Origin of the sequence: Micromonospora sp. NPDC005710 (genome assembly GCF_040630995.1) — a bacterium.
GTDB lineage: Bacteria > Actinomycetota > Actinomycetes > Mycobacteriales > Micromonosporaceae > Micromonospora.
The window spans coordinates 1-16,354 of the sequence record NZ_JBEXYP010000041.1 but is presented as its reverse complement, the minus strand read 5'-3'; the positions used below and the strand labels follow the sequence as shown (position 1 = coordinate 16,354).

The following is a 16,354-nucleotide window of genomic DNA, read 5'->3' as shown; positions in this document are numbered from 1 at the left end:
GGACAGTGCCGCCGGAAGTCGCACCAGCCGCAACGCGGGCCGGGTGCCACCGGGAAGGCCTCGTCCGCGTCGGCGCCGTCGGCGCCGGCCGGTACGGGGGTCCGGCCGGCGACGCCACGGGGGGCGTACGGCCCTTCGACCTCGCATCTCACCCCCACCGGACTGCCACGGCCGGCACCGGTTCCGGCCCGGCGACGGGTCGACGATCTCCGGCCGACCGGCACGTGTGACGACCGCCTCGGGCAGAGACCCGGCGGCGAACGGGGAGGGGCAGTGACAACGATGACGGGAGCCCGCGCCAACGAGCCGCCGGCTGCGGCAGCCGCGGTGACCACTGACGACGCGGCGGCGCTGAGTTTTGACGACTTCTACCACGCGCACTTCCGCAACGTGACCACCCAGCTCGGCGCGTACATCGGGGATCTTTCGCAGGCCCAGGACCTCGCGCAGGAGGCGTTCTGCCGGGCGCTGGCGCGCTGGGACCGGTTGGCCCGGTACGAGGATCCGGTCGCCTGGGTCCGTCAGGTCGCCTGGAACCTCGCCCGGAGCCGCTGGCGGCGGCTCCGGACGGCGCGCAACCACCTGCTGCGGCAGCGCCGGACGGAGGGCACGATGGCGGGCCCGACGCCCGATCGGGTGGCGATCGACGCCGCGCTGGCCCAACTGCCCGCCAACCACCGGCGGGCGGTGGTCCTGCACTACCTCGCCGACCTGCCGGTCCACGAGATCGCGAGCCAGGAGGGGGTGGCCGAGGGCACTGTCAAGTCCTGGCTGCACCGGGGCCGGCTGGCGCTGGCCGGGCTGCTCGACGAGAGCATCGAGGGGGTGGGCAATGTCTGACATCGACCCGCGGCTGCGGGAGCGGTTCGCCGCTTACCGCGCCGAGACGGTCTCCACGATCGCCGGTCCGGGACCGGACCAGGCCCGCCGAACCCTTCGTCGGCGTCGCCAGGCGAGGGCCGTGGCGGTGGCCGTGACGGCGATCGTCCTGGCTGTCGCTCCGATAGTCGCCAACGCCGCGCTGCGCGACGACGGGCCGGTTCCGGTGCCGGCGCAGACCGGGGAGCCGACCACGCCACCGCCGAGCGCTCCGGCGCCGACGCCGTCCGTCCCACTCACTCCCAGCACCACGACGTCCACGAGCCCGGCCGCACCGGACGGCCGGATCAGCCGGGCGCAACTGCTGGCTGCCCGCGTCGACGTGCCGACCTGGCCCTCGTACGCGCAGGGTTGCGCCACCTCGGGTGTGCGGCTGCGGCCTCCGGCGAGCAACCAGGACGTGGGGACGCTGGCGGACCTGGATCTGGGCTACACCGACCTGGACGGGGATGGCGCCACGGAAACGGTCGCCCTGGTCACCTGCCGCTTCGGCGAGGCCTCGGCGAAACAACTCGTCGCGTTCGACCGGGACGGGAAGGGCCGGATCGTGACCATGGGTCAGGTGGTCGTCACCAGGGAAGGGCTCGATGACATCACGGACGCCGCCGTCACGGAGGACGGGAAGGTCCGGGCACAGGTGGCGGACATCCAGCCCTGCTGCTCCATGCGGAGCTACTGGGCGCAGAAGCAGTGGCGGACGTACCGCTGGACGGGTCAGGGCTTCACCCAGAGCGACGGGCCGAAATCCTTCGGCCAGGACCCCCGGCTGACTGACCTGGTGTTGACCGGCGGCGATCTCGTGCTCGGGCCGGCTGAGGCCGACGGGAAGCGTCCCGGCACCCTGACCGTGACCGTGACGAACAGGGGGCCGGTGAACGTGGCGAAGATCGGCTTCGGGGAATTGAGTTTCGTCGGCACGTTGACCAAGGCCGACTCGTCAATCTGCGTTCCGTGGCGGGAGAGCGACGAGTCGGGGGCGGACTGCCGCACAGCCGGCCTGCGGTCCGGGGAACGCCGGACGTACACGTTCCACCTGATCGTCGATCCGACGGACCTGGACCAACCCCGCGTCCGAGTGGTGCACTTCGACGACCAGGACCGGCACTGGCAGGACCTGACCCACGGCGACAACTTCGTGGATGTACGGGTCGTCTCCTGACCCTGCCCACCGGGCCCGACCGTTACCGACGGCCGGGCCCGGTGGCGCGCACGATCAGCTCGGCTCCCAGGTGGGGCGCTGGAGCAGGCTGACGAATTCCACTAGCAACCGCTCGCGCAGCGCCGACGGTGCGGCGTCCAGCAGGGAGTTCACCACCGCCATCCGCTCCGGCAGCGGCCCGGCGGCCGACCCCGGCTCGCCGCCCAGGCCCAGGCCGGCGGCCAGGCCGACGACCATCTCCGGAGTCAGCGCGTCCGGGGTGAGGGCACCGACCACTGCCGTCAGCTCGGCGGGCAGCCGCACCGGGCCGACGGCCCGGGCCGCGGCCACCGCCTCGGCCAGGTCCGGCCCGAACTCGACGACCCGGGGCGCGACAGCGGCGGTCACCGTGAGGTGCACGCTGGCGGGCAGACCGGCGTACGACAGTTGGGGTTGGGTGTGCCAGCCCCGCGCGGTCAGCTCGTCGACGAGGACGAACAGGTCGGGGCCGTCGTCGGTGGCGGTGAAGCAGACCACTGTCGACTCCGGCTCGGCCATCAGCCGCAACCCGTCGACGGCGCGGACCGCGTCGGCCAGCCCGGCGACCGCGTCCCTGGTGACAGCGGCCAGCCGCAGGTATCCGTCGTCGCCGAGGTGCCGCACCGTGGCGTACGCGGCGGCGATCGGGCCTCCCGAGCGGGTGGACGCGATCACCGGGTTGATCATCGTGTAGCCGGGCCAGTCGGCGTACGCGAAGTATTGCGGGGCACGCAGGGTCGCGTCGCGGTGCAGCAGCACCGACACGCCCTTCGGGGCGTACGCGTACTTGTGCAGGTCGACCGAGATGGAGGTGACCCCGGGCACCGCGAAGTCGAACGGCGGCACCGGCTCCCCGAGGCGGCGCAGGTAGGGCAGGGTCCAACCGCCGAAGCACGCGTCCACGTGGCAGCGCACCCCGGCCTCGGCCGCGGCGGCGGCGATCTCGGCGACCGGGTCCACGACCCCGTGCGCGTACGACGGCGCGGAGCAGGCGACAAGCACCGTCTCGGGGCGGATGGCGGCGGCCATCGCGGCCGGGTCGGGGCGCAGCGTCTCCGGCGAGACCGGCACGACGTCCAACGCCACCCGCAGGTAGTGCGCCGCCTTGGCGAACGCCGCGTGCGCGCTCGACGGCACCACGATCCGGGGCGCGGCGATCTCCGGGTGGGCGTCCCGGGCGGTCTTGACGGCGAGGATCAGCGACTCGGTGCCGCCGCTGGTGACGCTGCCGACGACGTCCGGGGCGGTGGTGCCCGGGCCGGCGCCCAGCACCCGGCCGGCGGCGCCGACGAGCGCGTTCTCCATGGCCAGCAGGGACGGGAACGCGGTCGGGTCCAACCCGTTGACGTGGGCGCTCTCCCGGTGGGCGGCGGCGGCCAGGTCGTCCAGCCCCGGCACGGCCGGGTCGTAGACGTACGCGAACAGCCGTCCCCCGTGGGTGGGCCGGTCCGCGCCCCGCAACTGCCGAACCTCTTCAAGAGCCTGTTCCGCGGGAACCCCGGTGGCGGCGAGCGCCCCGGCCTCGACAGTGTTCTCGTCGATCATGGAGTCATGGTGCCCTTCTCGTGACGGTCCCCCAGCACAACTCCCTGATCGATGGTGTCGCTCTGGGCGGTGAGGGTGTACCTGCGGAGCAGGAGGATCGGCGGGGCGATCAGCAGGGCCGGGATCAGCGTGAAGCCGAGCAGGACGCCCAGCCGCGCCGTGTCGGACTGGGCCGCCGCCGACCCGGTGTCCGAGGACACGTAGCCGGAGAGCTGGAGCACCAGTCCGTAGATGCCCGGGCCGAGCGCCAGGCCGAAGGTCTCCCCGGCGGTCCACACCCCGGTGAAGACACCCGCCTGCCGTCGACCGGTACGCGCCGTCTCGTGCGCGATGCAGTCCGGCAACATCGCCAGTGCGAAGACCTGCTGCCCGGCGTACCCCACACCGATCAGCGCGACCACGAGGTAGACGGCGACCGCCGGCAGCACCGGCGCGGCGACCAGGGCGAACGCACCGGCGGCGAGGATCACTGAGGCGACGACGAGTGCGGTCCGCTTGCCCAGTCGGGCGCCGATCCGGGTCCAGATCGGCATCACCAGCAGCGCCGGCCCGACGAAGCAGACGAAGAGCACCGTCGGCCCGCTCTCCGCGTCGCGCAGGATCTGCCCCGCGAAGTAGTTGACCCCGGCCAGGATCGTCGCCACCCCGGCGGACTGCACCACGAAGCAGATCAGCAGTGCCCGGAACGGGCGGTTGGCGCCGGCCACGGCGAGTTGGGCGCGCAGGGTCGGCTCGCTCTCGCCCACGGTGCCGGTCGGCGCGGATCGGGTGCCCAGGAACGCGCCGAGGGCGCCGAGGGCGATCAGCACCGCCACGAACAGGCCCATCCAGCGGTGCCCGGGCACGCCGTCACCGCCGGCGCTCACCACGAGTGGCGCGACCGCACCGGAGACCAGGATGGCAAGCGCCAGCACCGCGATCCGCCAGGTCATCAACCGGGTGCGCTCGGCGTAGTCGTCTGTCAGCTCCGCCGGCATCGCCACGTAGGGGACCTGGAAGAAGGCGAACGCGGTGGCGGTGGCGAGGAAGGCGAACGCCACGTACGCCACGGCGGCCGGCCCGTTACCGAACGGCGCGGCGAAGATCGACGCGAACAGCACGGCGAGCGCGAGGCCGGCGACGAGCAGGTACGGCCGGCGGGCGCCCCACCGCGACCGGGTCCGGTCGGAGATCCGCCCGGCGACCGGGTTGACGAGCACGTCCCATGCCTTGGGCAGCAACACCAGCAGGGCGGCCAGCCCGGCGGCGACGCCCAGGGTGTCGGTCAGGTACGGCAGAAGCAGCAGGCCGGGCACGGTGCCGAAGGCCCCGGTCGCCAGGGAACCGAGCGCGTAGCCGGCGTGCACCGAGCGGGGCAGCGGGCCGGTGGCTGACGAGCCGGCGCCCGGCGGCGTTTTCATGGGGCCGAATGTTACTCACGTTTGGCGGACGGTCACATCCCCTCATCAGGCGACCAGCCCGCAGCCCGGATGTCCACGCCCTCGCCGCGAAGGGGCACGCCCTCGGCCCGCAGTCGGGCCCGCGCCTCCCGCTCGTGGCCCGGCGGCAGCCGACCACCCGCCGTCACCACCCGATGCCAGGGCACCGAGCCGCCGTGCCGGGCCATGATGTTGCCGACCAGCCGGGCCGAGGTGCGTCCCGAGCGCTCGGCCAGCGCGTCGGCCACCCCGCCGTACGACATGACCCGACCCTCCGGGATCCGCTCCACCAGGTCGAGCACCGCCTCGACGTACTCGTCAGGAGTCACAATCCGCCACCATATGGGAAGGCCGCCGGGCGGTGCGGCCGTGACCACGCAGAATGGTCGGGTGCGCGACGCAGTCACGGCCGCCCGGCGGGTCGTCGTCAAGATCGGATCTTCCTCGTTGACCACCGCCACCGGCGGGTTGGCCGACGAGCGCGTCGACACGCTCGTCGACACCCTCGGCCGGCTCACCGCCGAAGGACGCGAGGTGGTGCTGGTCTCCTCCGGTGCCATCGCCGCCGGGCTCGCCCCGCTCGGGCTGTCCCGACGCCCGCGCGACCTGGCCACCCAGCAGGCCGCCGCGAGCGTCGGGCAGGGGCTACTGATCGGCAGGTACGCGGCCAGCTTCGCCCGGCACGGCCGCACCGTCGGGCAGGTGCTGCTGACCGTCGACGACGTGACCCGGCGGGCGCACTACCGCAACGCGTACCGGACGCTGCGCAAGCTGCTCGACCTGCGGGCGGTGCCGATCGTCAACGAGAACGACACCGTCGCCACCCAGGAGATCCGGTTCGGCGACAACGATCGACTGGCCGCCCTGGTGGCCGCGCTCGTGCACGCCGACCTGCTGGTGCTCCTCTCCGACGTGGATGCGCTCTGGACCGGCGACCCCACCAGGCCCGACTCGACGCGGATCACCGAGGTGCGCGACGAAGCTGACCTCGCCGGCATCACCATCGGCGGGGCCGGCCGGGCCGGCGTCGGCACCGGCGGCATGGTGACAAAGGTCGAGGCCGCCCGGATCGCCACCGGCTTCGGCATCCCGGTGGTGCTCACCGCAGCCGACCTGGCCGCCCCCGCCCTGGCCGGCGAACCCGTCGGCACGCTCTTCCACCCACAGCGGCAACGCCCCACGGCCCGACTGTTCTGGCTGGCGCACGCCACCTCGCCCCGGGGGCGGCTGCACCTCGATCCGGGCGCCGTCGCCGCCGTCGTCGGCCGACGCAAGTCGCTCCTTCCGGCCGGCATCACCGCAGTGGACGGCACGTTCACCGCCGGCGACCCGGTGGACCTGGTGGACACTGCCGGCGCATCGGTCGCCCGAGGGCTCGTCAACTACGACGCGGTGGAGCTGCCCGGGTTGCTCGGCCGTTCCACGTCCGAACTCGCCGCGGCGCTCGGCCCGGCGTACGAACGAGAGGTCGTCCACCGCGACGACCTGGTGCTGTTGTGAGCAGGGACCTTCCACCACCGAGGAGTGCTGGCGTGAGCGAGCTTCAGCGGGCGAATGATCGAAGCGGAGTGCTGGCATGAGTGTCCTGGAGCAGGCGCGACGGGCGCGGGACGCCGCTGCGGAGTTGGCGGTGGCCACGCGTACGGTCAAGGACGCCGCGCTGGTGGCGATGGCCGACGCGCTGGTGGCGCGTACCCCGGAGATCCTGACGGCGAACGAGGCGGACCTGGCGGCCGGCCGCGAGGCCGGGCTGAGCGCGGCAGTGCTGGACCGGCTCGCGCTCGACGCGGATCGGGTGGCCGGCATCGCCGGCGCGCTGCGTGAGATGGCCGCGTTGCCCGACCCGGTCGGTGAGGTGGTCCGCGGGTCCACCCTGCCCAACGGCCTGGAACTGCGCCAGATCCGGGTGCCGTTCGGGGTGGTGGGCATCATCTACGAGGCGCGGCCCAACGTGACTGTCGACGCTGCGGGGATCTGCCTGAAGTCTGGCAACGCGGCGTTGCTGCGGGGGTCGTCATCGGCGGCGCACTCGAACGCCGCGCTCGTCGCGGTGCTGCGCGACGCGGTCGCCGGCGCCGGTCTGCCCGCCGACGCGGTGCAGTTGCTCGATGCCAGCTCCCGTGACTCGGTCAAGGAGCTGATGCGCGCCCGGGGTCTCGTCGACGTGCTCATTCCGCGCGGTGGGGCGTCGCTGATCCGCACCGTGGTCGAGGAGTCGACAGTGCCGGTGATCGAGACCGGGGTGGGCAACTGCCACGTCTACGTCGACGCGGCCGCCGACCTGGGCAAAGCAGTGGCGGTGACGCTGAACGCCAAGACGCAGCGCCTGTCCACCTGCAACACCGCCGAGTCGCTGCTGGTGCACGCGGACATCGCCGACGCGTTCCTGCCGTTGGTGCTGGCGGCGTTCGCCGAGGCCGGGGTGACGGTGCACGGCTCCCCCGAGGTGGCCGCCCATTCCGCAGCAGTGGTCCCGGCCACCGAGGAGGACTACGCCACCGAGTACCTGTCGGCGGACATCTCGGTGGCGGTGGTCGCCTCGCTGGACGCGGCGGTCGCGCACATCCGCCGTTACGGCACCGGGCACACCGAGGCGATCCTCACCGATTCGGCGACCGCCGCCCGCGAGTTCGTGGCGCGGGTGGACGCGGCCGCGGTGATGGTGAACGCCTCGACCCGGTTCACCGACGGGGGCGAGTTCGGCTTCGGAGCCGAGATCGGCATCTCCACCCAGAAGCTGCACGCCCGCGGCCCGATGGGCCTACCCGAACTGACCAGCACCAAGTACGTGGTAACCGGAGAAGGCCACCTGCGCTAAGCCCTCGCGCCCCACCCCTGCCCTGCCCGTCTCCCCCGCCCGCCTTCCCCGTCGATCTTGCACTTAGTGTCGTGCCATAACGGGCAAGTGACGCGAATCGGCAACCGAAACTGCAAGATCGGCGCGGCGGGGCGGCGCGTTGGGGCGGGGCGTTGGGACGGGGCGGCTCGGCGCGGCGGGGCAGCTCAGCTCGCGGGGCGGGCGGCTCGGATCGCGGACAGGGTGGCGTGCACGTCGAACTGGTGGCCGTCGTCGCTCTCCCAGCCGCCGTCGCTGCGCTGGGTCTCGGTCAGTCGGCGCAGCGCCCGCACCATGATCCAGTCCTGCGGGTCGATGCCAGCGCGGCGCAGCGTTGCGGCCAGCCACGCCACGTCCCCCGGCGACATCTTCGGCATCCGCTCGGCGAGCACCACCTGGATCCGCGCCGACTCCTGGAACATCTCCTGCCGGTGCAGCACCGCGGCGCTCAGCCAGCCCGCGGCGAGGAACGACGGCCAACTGCCGTCCGGGCGCAGCCGCGCCGCGAGCGAGTGGGCCGCTGCCTGCACCACCCCGGCGTACGCCCCGCCGACCCGGTGGTCGAGCGGCCCCGAGGCCCGGGCGTCCAGGCCGGCGACGGTGAGCCAGAAACCGGCGTTCGCCGACACGAGGAACCCGGCCTCCGGGTCGCCGGGTCGAGCCCACTCCGGCGCCGAATCGGCGAGCGACGCGTCCTCTTCCCAACCCCCGTCGGCCTGCTGCCGGGACGCCAACCAGTCCAGGGCCCGGCGGGCGGCGGGACGGCCGAGCGCGCCCAGGTCGTCCAGTTCGGCGAGCCGGAAACACGTGGCGTCGATCGAGGCGATGGGACCGCCCCAGGTGGCCGGCCAACCGCCGTCCGGTGACTGGCCGACCTCGGCAGTGTCCAGCAACTCGGCGGGCACGGGGGTGCCGTTGCGGAGCCAGGAGAGGCGGGCGCGTTCCACCGCATCCCCATGCGCCACGACGAACCCGATCGCGGCTTCCAAGTCGACCACGGCGGAGACGCTACCTGCGCAGACGCCTGGCCGCCTCGGAGAATCGGCCAGCCCGCAATGGCTGCGTCGCTCCGGGCGACGACGGCTCGACGTCATCTGCGTCGATTTGCCGGCGTGGCGGCGTCGATCCCGCCGGGCGGCCGGGCCAGGCCGGGGCGGCGGCGTGGATCCCGCCGGGCCGGGTCGGTCCGGGCCAGGGCGTCGGCGTGGATCCCGCCGCGCGGCCGGGCCGGGGCGGCGGGTGGGCCACCCCGGCTCGATCGTCAGTACGCGGGCAGCGACGGGTCGATCTGCTTGATCCAGGAGAGCACGCCGCCCTGAACGTGCACGGCGTCCTTGAACCCGGCCGCCTTCAGCGCGGCGAGTGCCTCCGCCGAGCGGACGCCGGACTTGCAGTGCAGCACGATCTGCCGGTCCTGCGGCAGCTTGGCGAGGGCCTCGCCGGAGATGATGTCGCCCTTCGGGATCAACGTGGCGCCGGGGATCCGGACGATCTCGTACTCGGCCGGCTCCCGTACGTCGACGAGGTAGATGTCCTTGCCGGCGTCCTGCCACTCCTTGAGTTCCAGAGCGGTGATCGTCGAGTCGAGAGTCGCCTCCTGGGCCTCCTCGGAGACCGCGCCGCAGAAGTCCTCGTAGTCTTCCAGCAGGTCGGTGACTGTGGGGTTGTCGCCGCAGAGCGCGCAGTTCGGGTCCTTGCGGACCTTGATCTTGCGGTATTCCATCTCCAGGGCGTCGTAGACCATCAGGCGGCCGACGAGCGGCTCACCGATGCCGGTGAGCAGCTTGATCGCCTCGTTCACCTGGATCGAGCCGATCGACGCGCAGAGCACCCCGAGCACGCCACCCTCGGCGCAGGACGGGACCATGCCGGGGGGCGGGGGCTCCGGGTAGAGGCAGCGGTAGCAGGGGCCGTGCTCGGCCCAGAACACCGACGCCTGGCCGTCGAAGCGGTAGATCGAGCCCCAGACGTATGGCTTGCCCAGCAGCACCGCCGCGTCGTTGACCATGTAGCGGGTGGCGAAGTTGTCGGTGCCGTCGACGATCAGGTCGTACTGGGCGAAGATCTCGCGGACGTTCTCGCGGTCCAGCGCGGTGTTGTGGATCTCCACGTTGACCAGGGGGTTGATCTCGCGGATCGACGCGGCGGCCGATTCGGCCTTGGACCGGCCGATGTCGGAGACGCCGTGGATGATCTGGCGCTGGAGGTTGGACTCGTCGACGGTGTCGAAGTCGATGATGCCGAGCGTGCCGACCCCGGCCGCGGCGAGGTACATCAGGGCGGGCGACCCGAGGCCACCGGCGCCGACGCAGAGCACCCGGGCGTTCTTCAGCCGCTTCTGGCCGGTCACCCCGACGTCCGGAATGATCAGGTGACGGGAGTAGCGGCGGATCTCGTCTACGGTCAGCTCGGCGGCGGGCTCGACGAGCGGGGGCAACGACACGGTGAACTCCCCGGGATCGGCTGTGTGAACCGCGCCATTGTTGCTCGCGGGAGCCCTGCTCGGCCATGAGGGACGCCACGTGGTCCGGTATGCGGGAGCGGGAATAACCGACGACCTGCCCGATCAGGGGACGATGTCCCCCGCGTACCGACGGCCGTCGAGGTAGGGCCAGGCGTTGGCGACGCACCCCTGCAGGCCGTACGTCTGCTGCTGCATCACCGGGGCGGGTTCACCCGGGCCGGGGCACGCCTCGTGGTCCTCGCCGAACTCGTGGCCCACCTCGTGGTTGACGACGTAGGTCCGGTAGGTGTCCAGGGAGGCCCCGTAGTCGGGAACCGCCTCCATCCAGCGGGCCAGGTTGATGATGACCTGACCGGGCAGCCGGCACGAGGTGTAGCGCTCGGTGGTCAGGCCGCCCTCGGCGCACATCCGCTCGGAGGTGACCGGAGTGGCCAGGTAGATGGTGAAGTCGGCGGCCCCGGCGTCGGCCACCCGTTGCACCCGCAGTTCGTCGGACGCGATCCAACTGCGCGGATCGGCGAGCACCTCGTCCACCGTGGCGGCGAACACGTCGGCGTCCTGGCCGGCGCCGCGTTCCACGACGACGCGGTACCGGTGCAGCGGCCCGTCGGTGCCGTGCACGGCAGTCTCACCGTCGGCGGCGGTGAAGCGTCCCGCGCCGACCGACGGGTAGCCGGTGGGTGCCGGGTGGGCGGCCACCCCACCGCCGTGGCCCATCCCGCCCTCGGTGGTGGCCGGAGGCTCGACCGACGGCTCGGTGGCCTGGTTCACCGTCACGCCGATGGCGGCGGCGAGCACGAGCAGACCGAGCAGAATGCTGCGGCGCCGACGCCGGTGCATCCGGACGAACGCCGGACGCGCATCCCGCAGCGCCGACCGGTGGTCGGGCGGCCGGGGCGGGCCGTACGCGGACGACGGCGTCATGGTGTCAAGCCTGCCAGATTATTCGGGCATTTCTCCGCTTTTCTCGCCTTTGCCGCAAGACGCCTGACGGGGGCCGATAGTCGGCGCGTCGGACCAGGCGGCTCAGAGAGCGGGGCCGGTGTACCGCCGCCCGTTCACGTACGGCCACGGGTTGACCCGGCACCCTTTGAGGAACAGCGTCTGCTGCAACATCACCGGCGCCGGACGGCCCGCACCCGGGCAGCGCTCATGCCGATGCCCCAACTGGTGACCCACCTCGTGGTTGACCACGTACGTCCGGTAGACCGACAGCGGCACACCCGCCGACACGAAGTGCGGCACCGACAACCGCCACCGATCCAGATTGATGATCACCTGGCCGGGTGCGCGACAGGACGTGTACGGCCGGCCGTTGATCCGGATGTCCACCCCGCCCCTGGCACACATCCGACCAGCGGTGCGGGCAGTGGCCAAATAGACGGTGAAATCACGAGGCGCAGCCCCCGGCACCTGTTGCAGTCGCAGCCGACCGCTGTCGACCCAACTGCCCGGCCCGGCCAGCGCCACCTGGACCGCCTCGGCGAACCCGGCCACGTCCTCCGCGCTGCCCGACTCCACAGCGACCCGGTAACGCCGCAGCTCACCCGCCCGACCCAGCACCGGGCCGGAGCGGGCGTCATAGCCGAAGCCGCCGGTGCCCGCGCTCGGAACCGCGCCCGCCACCCGCAACACCGGGGGCGGGCTGGACGGAACCGGGTCGGCGGGCGGAGGACCGGCAGACGGTGGCAGCGGCCCGGCCACCAGCGGCGGCGGGCCGATCTGCTCGGCGGCCAACCGGTCGGCGGCCGGATGCGCACCCGGCCCCTCGGCGATCACTGTCACCGCCGCCCCGACGGCCACCACCACCGCCACCAGGTGGGCGAGCAGCGCGAACCGTCGCCGACGGCGACCGGGAGGGCGTGCTGAGCTGGGCATCCACGTCAGCCTGCCAGATCAGACCGCCCCGCGGCGTCAGCCGTTTCGGCAAGCAGACCGACCACCGCGCGGGCAACCAGCCGGGGCACCTCCAACTGCGCCACGTGACCGACACCGTCGAGCATCATCAATCGGCTGTCCGGAATGACCCGGGCGGTCTGCGGCGCGACCCGCACGTCGACCAGGCGGTCCTGGCGACCACCCACCACCAGGGTCGGTGCGCGTACCGCCTCGGCGAGGCGCCAGAGCGACCCCGGCCCCGGCAGGTACGACCGCAGGAAGCTGGAGACCAGCCCACGGAACGTCCGGACGTACGCGGCCGCGTAGTGCTCCGCCTCGTACCGCACCCGGATCTCCTCCAGGGCCTCGGCCCGACGCTGATCGCAGATCCGGCTGAGGTCGGCGACGCACGCCTCCAGCACCTGCTGGGCCATCACCTCCGGCGCGAGCTGGGTGAGGTGCCGGGCGACCAGCCGTTCACCGCCGGGAATGGCGAGCACCGGCAGCATCCGACCCTGCAACGAACGCCGGAAATCCAGGAACGGCAGCGCCGGGGAGATCAGCGTGAGGGTACGGACCAGATCTGGGCGAAGCCCGGCGACCTGGACCGCGACAGCGCCGCCAAGCGAGTTGCCGAACAGGTGCACCGGCCCCCTACCGGAATGCTCGATCCAGCGCACGACCAGGTCCGCGAAGGCCGGGATCGTGTAGCGCCGGCCCGGCTCGCTCCGGCCGAAGCCGGGCAGGTCGATGGCCTGACCGTCCAGCCGGTCGGCGAGCAGCCCGGCCAGATCGGTCCAGTTCTGCGACGACCCACCCAACCCGTGCACGTACAGCGCCGGCTCCGCGCCAGCGGCGGTGGCCGGGGTGTCCCGCACGTACGTGACCCGGCCGTCCAGGCGAACTTCGCGGCCCGGCCACGGCGGCGGCAGATGGTCGTCGGGAAGGAGATGGTCCGGCCAGAGGGTGGCGCTTCTCATCGTTCCAGTCTGCCTCGGACCACTCAGGACAGCAGCGCCTCCAGCCGACGGTTGACCGCCGCCAGCGTCGCCCGGACGACCGCCTGCCGCGGGTCACCAGCGACCAGGGCCGACCCGGCGAGCTGTTCGACCCAGCCCTCACAGACCAGCAGCGCCACGACGGTGGCCACCTCGCAGTTGCCGAACGGCACCACCGCGGCGTGTTCGACGAAGCAACGCCCCCGCTCCACGTTCTCGGTGCCACGCAGCAACTCGTCCACCGCGGCGGCCGCCGCCACCGCGCAGAGCCGCAGCACGTAACCGTCCACCGCCGGCCCGGTCGCGTACCCCGAGGCGCTGTCACCCCCGGCCAACAGCCGGACCTCCACGTTCGCGTCCAGGCCGAAGGTGCTCACCTGCACGTGGTCGATCACCACCCGGGGCCCCGGCGCGCCGCCGGTCTCCAGCGGCCGGGACGGCGCCGACTCCGTCGTGGTCACCTGACCACCGGAGTACGAGGTACCGAGCGTCGCCGGGCTACCTGTCGCGGCGCCGGCCGGCGCAGCCGACACCGACCCGGGCTCCTCCACTGTCGCGCGACCCCGGTGCGGGGCGTTCGACCGTCGGCGGCGCGTCGGGTCCGTGCCGATCCGCTGCTCCGGCCCGGTCGTCGGGGCCTCGGCCCGACCGCCGGGTGGGCGGACGACAGTCGGCGGTTCGACTGCCCGAACCTCGCCGGGATCGCGCGAGGCGGCGTTCCGAGTCTCCGGGGTACGACGATCGCCTGATCGCGGCTCGGCCGCGCGACGGCGAACCGGCGGAGGTGGCGTGGTGGGCAGGCCGGGCACGTTCTGCGGGGCCGCGGCCAACCCCATCCGCTCCTGGAGAAGCCGAGCCACCTGCCGGCTCACCTCGGCCGGGTCGGCGCCGTCGGCCAGGTCCAGTCGCAGGCTGTGCGCCCCGGCCGGCGTACGACGCAGGGCTGCGTCTCGGACACCTGCCACCTCTCGGACGGCGTCCAGGATGGCGTTGACATCGAACCCCTCGGGGCGCTCCCGCAGCGGGGCTGGCTCGTCGTCCCGACGCAGGTGGGTGGCGATGCGGGCGAGTTCCGGGGTTTCGGCGGGTGGCTCCACGGCTGGCGGCTCCGGCACGACGGGCACGTCCGGTTCCGCGGGGACGCGCTGCGGCAACACCACCGCGCTCGCTGTCGACTGCCGGCCATCATCGACCGGCGACGTCGGGTCGGGGGCGGATCGGCGCGCCGCGTAGGGCGAGGCGGACACCGGTGCGGGTTGATCGCGGCGGCCGGGACCCTTCGTGGCGGCGGACGGGACCGCTGCGGTGGATGACGGGCTGACGTCATTCGATGCTGAACCGTTTGCCGGCGCGGCCGGTCGGGGTGACTCGACCGGGGACGGACCCGGCTCGGGCGACGCCGGCCGGAGCCGGAACGGTGCCATCGGCCGGCTGTCGGGCCGGGACTCGCCGCCGTCACCCCCACCGGTGCCTGCCGACCGGCTGGCCGGCCAGGACGGACGTTCCACCGGGGTGGCGGGAAGCCGACCCTCGGACCAGTCCGGCCGCTCGGCCGATGAACTGCTGCTCGCCGTCGACGATGCGGCGGTCCAGGACGGGCGCTCCGCCACCATCGACGGGCCGGCCGGAGCCGGTGGCGCGTCGGTGACCGTGGGAGGTGGCCCGGCCGGTGCCGGGGGTGGCCCGGAGGGTGCCAGCGGTGGCCCGGAGGGTGCCAGCGGTATCGCCTCGACCGGTGCCGGCAGGTCGGCCGGTCCCGGGCTGGAGGTCGGTGTCGGGCTGCCCGCCGGTCCCGGGCTGGTGGTCGGTGTCGGGCTGGCCGCCCAGGAGGGTCGCGGCGGCGCGGAGCTGCCTGGTGCCGGACTGGTCGGAGCCGGGTCGGAGCCGCCGGCCCAGGACGGCCGCGTCGACGCCTCGCCTGTCGTGGGCGGTGCGGACCCACCAGCCCAGGAGGGTCGTACCGGTGGCACGCTCGTCGCTGCCTCGGACCCACCCGCCCAGGTCGGCCGCGTGGGCGGCACGCTGGGCGGTGTCGGATCGGACCCCCCGGCCCAGGACGGCCGCGCGGGCGGCCCGCTTGCGGGGTCGGGCTCACCGCCGCCAGCCCAGGACGGCCGGTCGGCCGGCCCGCCGGCCCCCCCGGACCCCGCCCAGGAGGGCCGGTCAGCGGGCGGACCACTCGTCGGGGTAGCACCACCAGCCCACGACGGCCGAGCAGCCGGCGGGCCACTCGTCGGCGACGCACCACCAGCCCACGACGGCCGAGCAGCGGGCAGACCACTCGTCGGCGTGGCACCACCAGCCCACGACGGCCGAGCAGCCGGCGGGCCACTCGTCGGCGACGCACCGCCCGCCCAGGACGGCCGGTCGGCAGGTGGGGCGCTCGTCGGTTCGGCCGGGCGCTCCGGCGAGGATTCGGCGGCACCACGGCCAGGGTCGTAGGCACGGGGCGGATCGACGCGCGCCGGCTCGTACGGGCGGGGCACCTCGGCGCGTACCGCCTCGTAAGGCTGGTTGGGCTCGGCCACCCAGCCCGGTGCCGACTCGTCCCGCGCTTCCGCGCCAACCGGCTCGTCGTCCTGGCGGGACCACTGCGGAGCCCACCCGCCGCCCCAACTGGGACGGTTCCAGCTCGGCCCCGACCAGTCGGGCTCGATGGCTGCCGACTCCCCGGCCCGGTGCGCGTCCCCGGGCCGGTGCGCGTCCCCGCGCTCACCGTCGTCGGCGGGCCCGGCCGGGCCCTGGGTACGTCCCGCTGTCGCCGTGTGCTCAGATGCGAGCGGGTCGCGCCAGTCGCGCGGCGGATTCTCGTCGGCGGCCAGCCGTTCGCTGGTCGGCGCGTGGAAGCCGGGCGGCACCTCGAAGCCCGACGCCGCGGTGCCGGGCGGCGGCACCTGGACGGCAGGTGGCGCCGAGGTGGGCAACCCGGGCTCGGCCCAGCGAGCACGGTGCGCGGCGGTCGGATCGACGGTGGAGCCCGGGTCGGGCTCGGCGGCACCCTGCTCGGTCAGCGGGGCGGGACGTTGGGCGGGCACCACGAGCCGGTCGAAGGTCGCCCCGGGGGGGGCGGGGGGGGGGGGGCCCCGGGGGGGGGGGCCCCCAAGGGGCGGGCCGACCGGGTGAAAACAAACACAAGAAACGCAAAATCGTTTTTCGGTG

Annotated in this window: 12 protein-coding genes and 2 pseudogenes; 4 read left to right on the top strand and 10 right to left on the bottom strand. The window is 73.6% G+C overall.

The window, feature by feature from the left end; translation table 11 throughout:
- A pseudogene (locus ABZ406_RS30285) lies at window positions 1-83 on the bottom strand (recombinase RecB); the annotation flags it as partial.
- 190 nt (window positions 84-273) lie between these two features.
- Here ABZ406_RS30285 and ABZ406_RS30280 point away from each other — a divergent pair.
- Both ABZ406_RS30280 and ABZ406_RS30275 read left to right on the top strand, forming a co-directional pair.
- Window positions 274-840 carry a sigma-70 family RNA polymerase sigma factor gene (locus ABZ406_RS30280; RefSeq protein WP_357768883.1) on the top strand — a complete coding sequence of 189 codons (567 nt, stop codon included), beginning with the start codon at window positions 274-276 and terminating at the stop codon, window positions 838-840.
- Window positions 833-2,038, top strand: coding sequence for a hypothetical protein (locus ABZ406_RS30275; RefSeq protein ID WP_357768881.1), 1,206 nt, complete (start codon window positions 833-835; stop codon window positions 2,036-2,038). Before ABZ406_RS30280 ends, ABZ406_RS30275 begins: the two co-directional genes overlap by 8 nt.
- Before the next feature lie 54 nt (window positions 2,039-2,092).
- Here the strand turns inward: ABZ406_RS30275 and ABZ406_RS30270 are convergent, their stop codons facing one another.
- From ABZ406_RS30270 to ABZ406_RS30260, 3 genes are read right to left on the bottom strand one after another with little or no spacing between them, the layout of a single operon-like run.
- Window positions 2,093-3,601 carry an aminotransferase class V-fold PLP-dependent enzyme gene (locus ABZ406_RS30270; RefSeq protein WP_357768879.1) on the bottom strand — a complete coding sequence of 503 codons (1,509 nt, stop codon included), beginning with the start codon at window positions 3,599-3,601 and terminating at the stop codon, window positions 2,093-2,095.
- Window positions 3,598-5,001 carry an MFS transporter gene (locus tag ABZ406_RS30265; protein WP_357768877.1) on the bottom strand — a complete coding sequence of 468 codons (1,404 nt, stop codon included), beginning with the start codon at window positions 4,999-5,001 and terminating at the stop codon, window positions 3,598-3,600. Before ABZ406_RS30265 ends, ABZ406_RS30270 begins: the two co-directional genes overlap by 4 nt.
- A 32-nt stretch (window positions 5,002-5,033) precedes the next feature.
- Complete coding sequence (locus ABZ406_RS30260; protein ID WP_357768875.1) at window positions 5,034-5,348, bottom strand: MGMT family protein; 315 nt, start codon at window positions 5,346-5,348, stop codon at window positions 5,034-5,036.
- 61 nt (window positions 5,349-5,409) lie between these two features.
- Here ABZ406_RS30260 and proB point away from each other — a divergent pair, with 61 nt between their 5' ends.
- Both proB and ABZ406_RS30250 read left to right on the top strand, forming a co-directional pair.
- Window positions 5,410-6,519 (top strand): glutamate 5-kinase, encoded by a 1,110-nt coding sequence (gene proB / locus ABZ406_RS30255; RefSeq protein WP_357768873.1) that lies wholly within the window; start codon window positions 5,410-5,412, stop codon window positions 6,517-6,519.
- 76 nt (window positions 6,520-6,595) lie between these two features.
- A complete protein-coding gene (locus ABZ406_RS30250) occupies window positions 6,596-7,837 on the top strand; it encodes a glutamate-5-semialdehyde dehydrogenase (RefSeq protein ID WP_357768870.1) in 1,242 nt (413 codons plus the stop codon).
- A gap of 185 nt (window positions 7,838-8,022) precedes the next feature.
- Here the strand turns inward: ABZ406_RS30250 and ABZ406_RS30245 are convergent, their stop codons facing one another.
- From ABZ406_RS30245 to ABZ406_RS30220, 6 genes and pseudogenes are all read right to left on the bottom strand, one after another.
- On the bottom strand, window positions 8,023-8,949 hold the full coding sequence (locus ABZ406_RS30245) for a prenyltransferase/squalene oxidase repeat-containing protein (protein WP_357768868.1): 927 nt from the start codon (window positions 8,947-8,949) through the stop codon (window positions 8,023-8,025).
- A 167-nt stretch (window positions 8,950-9,116) separates the two neighbouring features.
- Window positions 9,117-10,365, bottom strand: a pseudogene (gene moeZ, locus ABZ406_RS30240) (adenylyltransferase/sulfurtransferase MoeZ).
- 56 nt (window positions 10,366-10,421) lie between these two features.
- Entirely contained in the window at window positions 10,422-11,243 is an 822-nt protein-coding gene (locus ABZ406_RS30235) for a DUF3152 domain-containing protein (protein ID WP_357768866.1), read from the bottom strand.
- A gap of 102 nt (window positions 11,244-11,345) precedes the next feature.
- Window positions 11,346-12,197: a DUF3152 domain-containing protein gene (locus ABZ406_RS30230; protein ID WP_357768864.1), complete on the bottom strand. Its 852-nt coding sequence runs from the start codon at window positions 12,195-12,197 to the stop codon at window positions 11,346-11,348.
- A gap of 5 nt (window positions 12,198-12,202) precedes the next feature.
- Entirely contained in the window at window positions 12,203-13,177 is a 975-nt protein-coding gene (locus ABZ406_RS30225) for an alpha/beta hydrolase (RefSeq protein ID WP_357768862.1), read from the bottom strand.
- Between the two features lie 23 nt (window positions 13,178-13,200).
- Window positions 13,201-15,165 (bottom strand): hypothetical protein, encoded by a 1,965-nt coding sequence (locus ABZ406_RS30220; protein ID WP_357768885.1) that lies wholly within the window; start codon window positions 15,163-15,165, stop codon window positions 13,201-13,203.
- Between the last annotated feature and the right edge of the window lie 1,189 nt (window positions 15,166-16,354).